We start from the raw sequence: 11,690 nt of genomic DNA, 5'->3' as shown, positions 1-11,690 counted from the left end.
CTATGCCCTCCCGTCCCCATCTTCCCGCGCCCCGCGGCGTGCGGCCGCGATGCTCAGGACCAGCATCAGGGTGGCGAAGGTGAACCATTGGAGGGCATAGGCGCGGTGTTTTTCAGGGCCGATGCCGCCGTACAGCGGCGACCACTGGCGCACGAAGCCCGCCGGCGCCTCCGGGTCGAGAAGCAGGACATAGGGCAACAGGTCGCGGCCGAGGGCACCGGTCAGCTCCGCGAGGTCGACGGTCTGGACGATGCGCGGCCATGTCCCCCCGTGGGGCTCCTCCGGCCCCAGCACCATGGTGTCCTCGGGGGGCAGGCGCAGGGTGCCGCTGAGCCGCAGCTGCCCGGCGGGGGTGTCGAAGCGGGGGAGTTCTTCACGTCGCTGGCCCCAGGGGATCCAGCCGCGATTGATGAGCAGCACGGCATTGACGTCGGCCGGAAAGAAGGGGGTGATCACGTGGTAGCCCGCACGCCCGTCGTGGATGCGGTTGTCGCGCAGGATCTGACGCTCCTTCCAGAAGGTTCCCGAGACCTCGACGCGGCGGTGGGCGGCCTGCGAAGGCTCGCCGCTCAAGGCCCCCAGGGACACCGCGTCGGCGGCGGCCCGTTCCGCGAAGGTATCCAGCAGCCGCTGTTTCTCTTCGGCCCGCTCGAGTTGCCATAGGCCGAGGGCGGTGAAGCTCGCGACCATGGCGAGCACCAGGACGATGATGAACGGGCGTCTGGTCATAAAGGTATGACGGGCGGCCTAAACGGCGCTCATCCTGGGGTGTTGCCCTGGGAAGGAGCCACTATACTCGGCAAAACTCAAGGCTCCGGAGAGGTCGATGCTGTTCAAGTTGTTGGTCGTCATATTGCTGTTGGTGGTGGTTTCGTCCCTGTTCTCCGGCCTCTATTTCCTGTTGAAGGACCCGGGCAGCTCCGATCGTGCCGTCAAGGCCCTGACCTTTCGTATCGGCTTTTCGGTCGTGCTGTTCATCTTCCTCATGATAGGGCAGGCGACCGGCCTGATTACCCCACATGGTATAGGTGCGGGATAACGCAAAGGGGCGCCGCGGCTAACCGCGGCGCCCCCCGTGGGTACGCCGGGCGGGTCAGACCAGCCAGTACACGAATACGAACAGGCCGAGCCACACCACGTCGACGAAGTGCCAGTACCAGGCGGCTCCCTCGAAGGCGAAGTGACGGTCGGGCGTAAAGTGGCCCTTCATGGCGCGGAACAGCACCACCAGCAACATGATGGCCCCGAGGGTCACATGAAGCCCGTGGAAGCCGGTGAGCATGTAGAAGGTGCTGCCGTAGATCCCGGAGCCCATGGTCAGGTTGAGGTCGGTCCAGGCGTGGCCGTACTCGTAGGCCTGCAGGCCCACGAACAGGAAGCCCAGGGCCACGGTGGCCGCCAGCCACATGATGAGCTTCTGGCGCTCCTGCTTCTTGAGGGCCCAATGGGCCAGGGTGACGGTCACACCGCTGGAGAGCAGGATGAGGGTGTTGATCGCCGGCAGGCCCCATGCCCCCATGGCCTTGAACTCGCCCCCCACGTCTCCGGGGCCATTGGTCGGCCAGGCCGCCTCGAAGGCGGGCCACAGGAGTTCGCCGGTATAGAGATTATTTCCGGCACCGCCGAGCCATGGCACCGCCCACATGCGCACGTAGAACAGGGCGCCGAAGAAGGCGGCGAAGAACATCACTTCCGAGAAGATGAACCACGCCATGCCCATGCGGAAGGACTTGTCCACGTGGTCGTCGTAGGCCCCGGACTCGCTCTCCTTGATGACGGCGCCGAACCAGCCGAACAACATGAAGATGAGCACCGCGGCACCCGCGAGCATCACCAGCTTGGTGCCGCCATGGAGGAAGTAGGCGAACCCTCCGGTGAACAGGAACAGCCCCACCGACCCCACGACGGGCCAGGGACTCGGGTTTGGCAGATAATATCCCCCGTGTGCTTCACTCATAACATCCCCTCACTGATCATTGATGGTATTGGTATCTCTGGATGACCGGCCGGTCGCCCGGCCATCCGGGTATCGGTAACCCCGGGTACGTCACCCGGGTTCATCTCCCGAGCTGAAGAAGGTGTAGGACAGGGTCAGCCGCTTCACGTCGCGCGGCAGATCGGTATCGACGATGAACTTCACCGGCATGTCCTTGGATTCACCGGACGCCAGATACTGTTCGGAGAAACAGAAACACTCCGTCTTGTTGAAATACCTGGACGCCCGACCCGGCGCCACGCTGGGCACCGCATGACCCGTGACGCCATGGGGCTGGTTGTTGACGGCCACGAAACTCGTGGTCATCAACGCCCCGGGGTGCACCTCCATGGAGGTTACCTGGGGTTTGAAGTCCCAGCCCATGCCATCGCGCACGTTGGCGATGAATTCCACCGTCACCTTCCGCTGCTCATCGATGCCCACCCCGGCCTCTGCGGCCTCCAGGCGACCCGTCTTGCCGTTGAGGCCCGTGATGTCACAGAAGACGTCGTAGAGCGGCACCAGCAGGAAACCGAAGCCGAACATGGCGACACCGACCAGCGCGAGCTTGCGCACGGTACGGCGGTTCTTACGCGCCAAAATGGAAGGATCCATGGTCATTTGGATATCACGAAAAAAGCGGCCACGTAGAAAGCGATGGCGATGGCGAACAACACGGCGACGAGCAACAGCCGCGGTCTCTGACTGGAGTGACGGTCATCTCGTTTTGCCATAAGGGCCTCGCGCCGGCCCGGCCAGGACTGTGCCGGGCCGGGTCACAGGCTGCTACTTGACTTCCGGAGCCGTGGCAAAGGTGTGGAAGGGCGCCGGCGAGGGCACGGTCCATTCCAGGCCCCTGGTGCCGTCCCACACCTCCGTGGTGGCCTTCTCGCCGCCCCGGATGGTGGACACCACGATATACAGGAACAGCAGCTGCCCGATGCCGAAGGCGAAGCCGCCGATGCTGGATATCATGTTCCAGTCCGCGAACTGGGTGGCATAATCCGGAATACGCCGGGGCATGCCCGCGAGGCCCACGAAATGCTGGGGGAAGAACAGCACGTTCACCCACACGACCGACCACCAGAAGTGGAAGGTGGCCAGCTTGAGGTTGTACATGTGGCCGGTCCACTTGGGCAGCCAGAAGTAGACGCCGGCGATGATGGAGAACAGGGCACCGGTCACCAGCACATAGTGGAAGTGGGCCACCACGAAATAGGTGTCGTGGTACTGGGTGTCCACCGGGGCGACGCCCAGCATAAGGCCCGAGAAGCCACCGATGGTGAACAGGATGACGAAGGCCAGGGCCCACAGCATGGGGATCTCGAAGGACAGGGAGCCCTTCCACATGGTGGCCACCCAGTTGAACACCTTCACCCCGGTGGGCACGGCGATCATGATGGTAGCATACATGAAGTAGAGTTCGCCGGCCACCGGCATGCCCACCGTGAACATGTGGTGGGCCCACACGATGAAGGACAGGAAGGCGATGGAGGCCGTCGCATACACCATCGAGCTGTAGCCGAACAGGGGCTTGCGCGAGAAGGTGGGGATGATATGGGAGATCACCCCGAAGGCGGGGAGGATCATGATGTATACCTCGGGATGCCCGAAGAACCAGAAAATATGCTGGAACATCACGGGGTCACCGCCGCCGGCGGCGCTGAAGAACGAGGTGCCGAAGTGGCGATCCGTCAGCATCATGGTCACGGCGCCGGCGAGCACAGGCATCACCGCGATGAGCAGAAAGGCGGTGATGAGCCAGGTCCACACGAACATGGGCATCTTCATCAGGGTCATGCCCGGCGCGCGCATGTTGAGGACGGTGACGATGACGTTGATGGCCCCCATGATGGAGGAGAAGCCGAGCAGGTGGACGGAAAAGATGAAAAAGTCCGTGCTCGCGGGGGCGAAGGTGGTGGACAGGGGGGCGTAGAAGGTCCAGCCGAAGGCCGGGCCGCCGCCCTCCATGAAGATGGTGGAGACCAGCATGGTGCCAGCCACCGGCAGGATCCAGAAGCTCCAGTTGTTCATGCGCGGCAGGGCCATATCAGGGGCGCCGATCATCAGCGGGATCATCCAGTTGGCCAGGCCCACGAAGGCCGGCATGATTGCCCCGAACACCATGATGAGGCCGTGCATGGTGGTCATCATGTTGAAGAACTGCGGGTCCACCACCTGGAGGCCGGGGGCGAACAGCTCGGCGCGGATGACCATGGCCATGGCGCCGCCGATGAGGAACATGGTAAAGGCAAACCACAGGTACATCGTGCCGATGTCCTTGTGGTTGGTGGAAAACAGCCAGCGGGTAATGCCCTTGGGGGCACCATGATGCTCTTCGGCGTGAGCGGTGGCTTCAATACTCATGGGTGAGACCTCCAGGTTTGATTACTTGTTCGCGGCAATGGCGGTGGGTTGGACGACGTCGCCGGTATCGATGCCCCAGGCATTACGCTCGTAGGTCACTACGGCGGCGACCTCGGCGGCGGTGAGCTGCTCACCGAAGGCCTGCATGGCGGTGCCGGGCTTGCCGTTCACCACGATGTCGATGTGGTCCTCCACCGGCCCGGTGGTGATGGCGCTGCCCACCATGCCGGGGAATACGCCGGGGATACCCTGGCCATTGGCCTGGTGGCAGGAGGCGCACGCCGAATTGTAGACCTCCTCGCCCTTGGCCATCAGCTCCTGCCTGGTCCATTCGCGGTCGGCCGACGCGGCGGCGGCGACGGCGGCGGCCTTCTGATCGGCCACCCACTGGTTGTATTCGGGTTCGGCCTTGGCGATGACCACGATGGGCATGAAGCCGTGGTCCTTGCCGCACAACTCCGCGCACTGGCCGCGATAGACGCCGGGCTCCTCTATATAGGCCCAGGAATCGTTGATGAAGCCGGGGATGGTGTCCTGCTTGACGCCCAGATCGGGCACCCACCACGCGTGGATGACGTCGGCGGAGGTCATGACGAAGCGCACCTTCTTCTTGATCGGCAGCACCAGGGGCTTGTCCACATCCAGCAGATAGTTCTCCACCGCGTAGGGGTCTGCCTTGATGCCGTCCCTGCTCTCCTGTGAGAGGTTGCTGAAGAAGCTCAGGTCCTCGCCGAGGTAGTCGTATTTCCACTTCCACTGGTAACCGGTGATCTGCACCGTCATGTCGGCATCCGAGGTGTCCTCCAGGGACAACAGGGTACTGGTGGCGGGTACGGCCACGGCCACCAGGATGACGATGGGCACCACGGTCCACAGCACCTCGACGGTGGTGTTCTCGTGGAACTGGGCCGCCTCGGCACCCTGGGAGCGACGGTGATTGATGACCGAATACACGATGGCGCCGAACACCACCACGCCGATGGCCACGCAGATCCAGAACACGATCATGTGGAGGTCGTATTGCTGCTGGCTGATGGGGGTCACGCCACGGGTCATGTTGAGTTCTCCCCAGCCGGCGAAAGCAGTATTCGCCGCCAGGGACCCCGTTAATACGCCCAGCGTTCTCAGGGCGTTCGCGAGTCTGTTTATCGCCATGGCTGAAATGGCCTCCTGTTGTTATCTCGTAAAAGTAAATGCGTCGGTGACTGCTTTGGAACCGCGGGCCTCAAGCTACCGCTTCAACCTGGCGATTCTTAATTAATGGCGTAAATCAGCTCGTCCGCCAACTGACGGCGCTCGGATTCCGTGAGAAAACCGCCGACTTCCACGCGGGTCCCCTTCTCCCGCAGCTCCAGGCGGCTCGGATGCCAGGCCGCGGCCGGGCTCATCAGTTTCACCGACGTCCAATGACGCTGGAACTGCCAGCGCCTCTCGGGCGCCTTTCTGCCACGCTCCACGGTGACGGTGCCAGCATCCACGGTAATCACTTCGCGGATCTCACTGCGTCGCGCGCAGCCGTAGAAACAATAGCCGAGGGTCAGGAGCTCCAGCCCGGCGAAGGGCAGTACCGGCCAGTAGCCCATGGCGGTGAAGCCCAGGCCGACGGTGATGGATACGGCCGCCACCGCCATGAAGACCCCTTTCATCTGGGCCCAGGTCAGGGACTGATTGGGGCGCACGATGATGTGGCTGAGGGCACCCGAATTTTCCCGCACACTCGTCACCACAGCCGGATTCTCCAAAAGGCTTTAAGTATTATCTTATATTCTTGATCTGGATCAGGGACGAGACTATACCCAACCGTCACTCGAGGTGGCAATAAGATCTTTTTTGGATGGCATCCATAAATACCACCCTGAATTCGGATCCTTCGCGCGTTGGGATGGGGCCGGTTTCGTGGTCACCACCCGATGTCTTCGAAGTGCGCGGCGGCCCTGGCCACCGTCATGTCGGGGTCATGGGGAAGCACCGCGAGCAGGGGCGCCGGTATGCGGGTCTCGAGACTGGCCACGATGTCGCTACCCACCCCCTCGTAGGGTCTGGGAAAGGTTGCCACCCAACCCGCCAGGGACAATCCATGGGCCGCGATGGACTCCACCGTCAACAAGGCATGATTGATACAGCCAAGGCGTATGGCCACCACCAGGATCACCGGCAGGCCCAGGCGCCGGGCCAGGTCGGCCATGGTGAGACCGGGGCCCAGGGGGACCAGCCAGCCCCCCGCGCCTTCCACCAGCACGGGTGAATAATGACGCCGGAGATAGCGGTAATGGCCCTCGATCACGCCGGGATCGATCACGATCCCAAGGCGTTCGGCGGCGATATGGGGGGCGATGGGAGGATCGAAGAGATAGGGATTGATACGCTCGTAGGGCGGCGCCGGAGTCACCAGCCGCCGCAGGGCGACCGCATCCTCGTTGCCGCGCCGGCCATCGAACAGGGCGGACCCGGCCGCCACCGGCTTCATGGCCACGGCCGGCCGACCGGCCTCGCGCAGGCGCTGCAACAGGGCGCAACACACCAGAGTCTTGCCCACCTCGGTGTCGGTGCCGGTAATGAAATGACCCGGCGCGGCGGATATCGGCGCGGAATCTGTCACCGCGCGTCGGTCCTTCCGCGCCTCGGGATCCGGCAACCGTCCATCACACCCGGGACCGCGGCGGGGAAAAGGCGGTCATGGGCACCATCACCGGGGTCGGCTCGACCACCCAGCCGAGTCCGTATACCACCTCGTAGGTCACGGGCAGGCCGGCATCGCTGCGGTGGGCCTCGTAGGCCGTCAGCACGCCCTCCAGCCGGCGGCGGCCCGTGAGGGCGCGACGCCGGCGGGCATCGACGTTATGGGCGCCGATGGCCTTGAGGCCCCGCATGACGGACATCACGTCAGGATGATGCTCGACCAGGCGGTCGACGTCCGTCACCACGTCCGTGAATCCGGCCTTCATCATGGCATCGGCTACATCGTGCATATCGAGGAAGCGATTGACGTGCACCCCCGGGTCCACGGCAGCCCAGGCGCCACGCAGTTCCCTCAGGGTGTCCGGACCGAAGGAGGAGAACAACAGGGGCGTCCCTGGCCGCGCCACGCGGTAGAGTTCGGCCAGGAGGATGTCGAGGTCGCTGGCCCACTGGAAACTCAGGTTGGAGAACAGCAGATCCACCGAACTCGCGGCCAGAGGCAGGGCCTCCATATCCGCCACCAGGTAACGGGGTGCCGGATAGAGACGCAGGCGCCGCCGCCCCCGGGCCAGGCGGGCCATCGCGGGGGCGATGTCTATACCCGCCACCCGGGCATTGCGGAAGCGCCGGGCCAGGACCTCCGTGCAGCGGCCCGTGCCCATACCCACGTCGAGAACCGAGGCCGGTGTCAGTCGGATCTCCGCCACGCGTTCCAGGAGACGCTCACCCACCTCCTGCTGGAGGCGCGCATGATGATCGTAGTCCGCCGCGGCACGCTGGAAGGAACGCCGCAGCTGGGACTTGTCGATGGTCTGGGTCTCAGTCCCCATGGTGCTTCAGAAGGCGCTCGAGGGTGTCGGCGACGGTGGTGGGTCGGGTGACGAAGAAGGCGTGGCCCCCGGGGACGCGGCGCACCTCCCACTGAGGCCGCACACGTCCCAGGGCGCTCGCCACGGACGGGGGCACGAGCGGATCCTGTTCCGCCAGTAGCCAGCACACAGGACAGCGGATGCGCGGGAGCTGGGCCCGTAGATCGGCGCCGGCGAGGATGTCCAGCGGCCGGGCGAGACAGTGGACGCGGTCGGCCCACGCGGGCTCGACCGCGAGGGCGGCTGCCAGGGCGCGGCGCTCTCCGGCGGCAGGGGCCAGGAGGGCCGCGAAGCGGCGCCGCGCGGCCTCTGGGGCATCATGGAGCAGGCGGGCGAAGGATTCGAACACCGCCGGCTCGACCCCATCCGGCCATTCGGGAGCGGCCACGAAGCGGGCATTGGCCGCCATCACCCCGAGGCCGGCCACGGCCTGGGGCCGTGCCGCGGCGGCGGCGATGGCCACCATGGCACCGAGGGACCAGCCCAACCAGATGGCTCCCGCAGGTAGCTGCTCCAACAACAACCCGGCCTGCTCCCCGAGATCGGTTTGGGCGGGCCAGGGCGGGGCGCCACCGTGGCCCGGCAGGGTCACCACGTGCACCCTGAAACGACGGACCAGGTACGGCAGCACGGGTTCCCAGATCTGGGCACCGAGGCCCCAGCCGTGCAGCAACACCACGGAGACACTGCCGCACCCGTGGTCTGTCACCTCAGGCATGACAGGTCCGCTCCAGGGCGTCGAGAAAGCCATCCACCTGCGCCGTCGTGAGGGCCGCCGATAAGGTCACTCGCAACCGCGCCGTGCCCCGCGGCACCGTGGGGGGACGGATGGCGGTGACCCAGAAGCCCGCCGCGCGCAGGGCCTCGGCGAGAGCCAGGGCGCGGCCATCGTCCCCCACGATGAAGGGCTGAATGGGCGTCGCCGAGTCGGCGAAGGACAAGCCGCGCCGCCGCGCGCCGGCGCGCAGGTGGCGAATGAGATCGTGGAGATGCCTGCGGCGTTCGGGTTCGGCCTGCATCACACCCACGGCAGCGAGGGCGGCGGCGGCCACGGCCGGGGGCAGGGCGGTAGTATAGATATAGCTTCGGGCACGCTGGATCAGGGATTCGATGAGGACCTCCGGACCCGCCACGAAGGCACCGAATACGCCGAAGGCCTTGCCCAGGGTACCCATCACGATCGGTCGCTCCGCCGGCTCCAAACCGAAGTGCTCGCAGGTGCCGCCACCTCGCGCGCCAAGCACGCCGAAGCCATGGGCGTCGTCCACCATGAGGGTAGCACCGTGGCGGCGCGCCGTCGCGACCATGTCCGGCAACGGCGTGATGTCACCATCCATGCTGAACACCCCGTCGCTCACCACGAGGCAAGGCCTGTCCCGGTGATGGGCCAGGCGCCGCTCGAGGTCTGCCGCATCGGTGTGGCGGTAACGTACCAGGCGACCTTGGGACAGGGCCGCGGCGTCCAGCAGCGAGGCGTGGTTCAGGCGATCCTCCAGCACCACGCCGCTCCGCGGACAGAGGGCCGACACCAGACCCAGGTTGGCCATGTAGCCGGTGGAGAACAACAGGGCCCGGGGGGCCTGGCAGAGCGCGGCCAGGGCACGCTCGAGATCGCCATGGGGATGGCGGTGACCCGTGACCAGGTGTGATGCCCCGGCACCGGCGCCGTATTCGGCGGCGGCGTCCCGCAGGGCCTGCACGACTTCGGGGTGAGTGCTGAGGCCGAGATAGTCGTTGGCGGCTAGATTGATGTATTGCCTGCCTCCCACGCGGATGTAGGGGGCCGCTGCTGCTGCGGCCTCCGTACGGCTACGAAAGCCCTGACCCTGGCGGCGTGCGGCCAGATCGGCCTCCAGGCGCGTCCCCAGGACGCCGAGGGTCGCGGTCACGCCGGGGCGGGTGAGGTGGATTCGTCGGCGCTGAGGCCCAATTTGGCGAACAGGGCGCGGTCTGCGGCGACACCGTGGTTGCCGGTGGTCAACAACTCGTCCCCATAAAAAATGGAGTTGGCGCCGGCCAGGAAGCACAGGGCCTGAGCCTCGTCGCTTAGATGGTCGCGCCCCGCGGACAGCCGCACCACGGCGGCGGGCATGAGGACCCGGGCCACGGCGATGGTACGCACCAGCTCGAGGGGATCCAGAGGAGCAGCATGCTCCAGGGGAGTGCCCTCGATGGCCACCAGCATGTTAACCGGCACGCTCTCGGGATGAGGGGAAAGGCTGGCGAGTTGTTGCAGCAGACCGGCGCGGTCGCGGCGATCCTCGCCCATGCCGAGGATGCCGCCGCTGCACACGGCGATGCCCGCCTGGCGCACCCGTTCGAGGGTAGCGAGGCGATCCTGGTAGGTGCGCGTGGTGATGACCTCACCGTAGAACTCCGGCGAGGTATCGAGATTGTGGTTGTAATAGTCGAGGCCCGCATCCCGGAGCCCGGCCACCTGCTCGTCGGTGAGCATGCCGAGGGTCATGCAGGTTTCCATACCCAGGGCACGCACGCCCCCCACCATGCGCAGCAGGGCAGGCATGTCACGATCCTTCGGCGCGCGCCAGGCGGCGCCCATGCAGAAACGCGATGCGCCGGCCCGTTGGGCGGCGCGGGCGGCATCGACCACCGCCTCGGGGGCCATCAGACGGGTGTCTTCGATGCCCGTTTCGTAACGCACACTCTGGGAACAATAGGCGCAGTCTTCACCGCAACGCCCGGATTTGATATTCAAGAGAGTACTGAGCTGAATGTGGTTCGGCCGATGGTGCTGGCGATGGACGGCCTGAGCCTGGAAAACCAGGTCCAGCAAAGGCCGTTGAAACAACGCGACTATCTCGTCCCGTTGCCAGTCGTGGCGGAACGCCGGGGCAGTGGTGATCACGGGTGGGGGCAGATCCTTGGTCGGGTCCATTGAAAGGCGATTTTCCCCAGCGGGCCCGGGGTTGTCAATTTTCAGGGAGGAATAAAATGAACAAGTGGTTAAGTGTTGATCGTATTTGTTTTGGCGAGGACTGTTTGCTGTGCGGTGCTCCGATAGCTCGCGGTGGTTTGTGTGACGGCTGTCGCCATGATCTACCCTGGATCCACACCGGATGTCGGGTCTGCGGGATAGCCCTCCCCGCACCTGGGATTTGCGGTCACTGCCGGCGCTATCCCGGACACCACCCTTACCGCATATACGGCGTGTTCTCCTACGAATGCCCGGTACGTGCCCTCATTACGGCCTTCAAATTCCATCAGGGTCTTCCCGAGGGCAGAGTATTGGCGAGCCTGTTCGCCTTCGCCATGGCACGAACCCTGGATGCCCCACCGGACATGCTCGTGCCGGTTCCGCTCCATCGGGGACGGCTACGGGAACGGGGCTATAACCAGGCTTATATCCTGGCGAAGGCGCTGGCAAAGGAAATGGGGATCCCGGTCCAGGATCGGGGCGTCCAACGGGTGAGGGATACGGCCCCCCAGACGGAGGTCGGCCAAGGCGCCCAGAGGCACGCCAACGTGCGGGGCGCTTTCCACTGCGACGTGGATCTGACGGGTCGAGTGATCGGCATCGTAGACGATGTGATTACCAGTGGTGCCACCATCCGGTCCCTCGGAGACGCCCTGATGGCGTGCGGTGCGGATCGGGTAGAGGCTTATAGCTGCGCGCGTACGCCGGTGTGATTAATGTGAAAGTCGCGAAGCACGAACTCCCCCTCTCCCTCTGGGACAAATCCGTCGGGAACGGATTTGAACGCGCCTTGGCGCGGCCCCCAGGACGAAGGGCGAAAGGCGAAGGGCAGGATGCCCGGAGTACAGGGATGGGGTGAGGGAAC

13 protein-coding genes are annotated in these 11,690 nt (G+C 65.1%); 2 read left to right on the top strand and 11 right to left on the bottom strand.

The genetic code is table 11. The features are described from left to right. On the bottom strand, positions 1 to 729 hold the full coding sequence (locus U5S82_08535) for an SURF1 family protein (protein MDZ7751696.1): 729 nt from the start codon (positions 727 to 729) through the stop codon (positions 1 to 3). A gap of 97 nt (positions 730 to 826) precedes the next feature. Between U5S82_08535 and U5S82_08530 the strand changes: the two genes are divergently transcribed. After that, on the top strand, positions 827 to 1,039 hold the full coding sequence (locus U5S82_08530; GenBank protein MDZ7751695.1) for a twin transmembrane helix small protein: 213 nt from the start codon (positions 827 to 829) through the stop codon (positions 1,037 to 1,039). A 54-nt stretch (positions 1,040 to 1,093) separates the two neighbouring features. On the opposite strand, the gene U5S82_08525 is transcribed toward U5S82_08530, so the two are convergent. The 10 genes from U5S82_08525 to bioB form a co-directional block, all read right to left on the bottom strand. Continuing rightward, complete coding sequence (locus U5S82_08525) at positions 1,094 to 1,957, bottom strand: cytochrome c oxidase subunit 3 (protein MDZ7751694.1); 864 nt, start codon at positions 1,955 to 1,957, stop codon at positions 1,094 to 1,096. A 90-nt stretch (positions 1,958 to 2,047) separates the two neighbouring features. Further along, complete coding sequence (locus U5S82_08520) at positions 2,048 to 2,590, bottom strand: cytochrome c oxidase assembly protein (GenBank protein MDZ7751693.1); 543 nt, start codon at positions 2,588 to 2,590, stop codon at positions 2,048 to 2,050. A gap of 171 nt (positions 2,591 to 2,761) precedes the next feature. After that, entirely contained in the window at positions 2,762 to 4,342 is a 1,581-nt protein-coding gene (gene ctaD, locus U5S82_08515) for a cytochrome c oxidase subunit I (protein MDZ7751692.1), read from the bottom strand. A 21-nt stretch (positions 4,343 to 4,363) separates the two neighbouring features. Then, positions 4,364 to 5,497 carry a cytochrome c oxidase subunit II gene (coxB, locus tag U5S82_08510; protein MDZ7751691.1) on the bottom strand — a complete coding sequence of 378 codons (1,134 nt, stop codon included), beginning with the start codon at positions 5,495 to 5,497 and terminating at the stop codon, positions 4,364 to 4,366. A gap of 98 nt (positions 5,498 to 5,595) precedes the next feature. Next, the gene (locus tag U5S82_08505; protein MDZ7751690.1) at positions 5,596 to 6,057 is read right to left on the bottom strand and encodes a DUF2244 domain-containing protein; all 462 of its coding nucleotides are present in this window, start codon (positions 6,055 to 6,057) and stop codon (positions 5,596 to 5,598) included. A 185-nt stretch (positions 6,058 to 6,242) separates the two neighbouring features. After that, positions 6,243 to 6,941 (bottom strand): dethiobiotin synthase, encoded by a 699-nt coding sequence (gene bioD, locus U5S82_08500; protein ID MDZ7751689.1) that lies wholly within the window; start codon positions 6,939 to 6,941, stop codon positions 6,243 to 6,245. 43 nt (positions 6,942 to 6,984) lie between these two features. After that, positions 6,985 to 7,851 carry a malonyl-ACP O-methyltransferase BioC gene (bioC, locus tag U5S82_08495; protein MDZ7751688.1) on the bottom strand — a complete coding sequence of 289 codons (867 nt, stop codon included), beginning with the start codon at positions 7,849 to 7,851 and terminating at the stop codon, positions 6,985 to 6,987. Next, positions 7,841 to 8,608, bottom strand: coding sequence for an alpha/beta fold hydrolase (locus tag U5S82_08490; protein MDZ7751687.1), 768 nt, complete (start codon positions 8,606 to 8,608; stop codon positions 7,841 to 7,843). The genes bioC and U5S82_08490 overlap by 11 nt, the downstream gene beginning before the upstream one ends. Then, positions 8,601 to 9,779, bottom strand: coding sequence for an 8-amino-7-oxononanoate synthase (gene bioF / locus U5S82_08485; GenBank protein MDZ7751686.1), 1,179 nt, complete (start codon positions 9,777 to 9,779; stop codon positions 8,601 to 8,603). Before bioF ends, U5S82_08490 begins: the two co-directional genes overlap by 8 nt. Then, entirely contained in the window at positions 9,776 to 10,786 is a 1,011-nt protein-coding gene (gene bioB / locus U5S82_08480; protein MDZ7751685.1) for a biotin synthase BioB, read from the bottom strand. Before bioB ends, bioF begins: the two co-directional genes overlap by 4 nt. A 272-nt stretch (positions 10,787 to 11,058) precedes the next feature. Here bioB and U5S82_08475 point away from each other — a divergent pair, with 272 nt between their 5' ends. Further along, positions 11,059 to 11,538, top strand: a complete 480-nt coding sequence (locus tag U5S82_08475; protein ID MDZ7751684.1) for a ComF family protein — start codon at positions 11,059 to 11,061, stop codon at positions 11,536 to 11,538. Positions 11,539 to 11,690 lie beyond the last annotated feature (152 nt).

The sequence above is a fragment of the Gammaproteobacteria bacterium genome, from assembly GCA_034522055.1.
Classification (GTDB): Bacteria; Pseudomonadota; Gammaproteobacteria; order JAABTG01; family JAABTG01; genus JAABTG01.
This window is presented reverse-complemented; position numbering and strand designations above follow the sequence as displayed.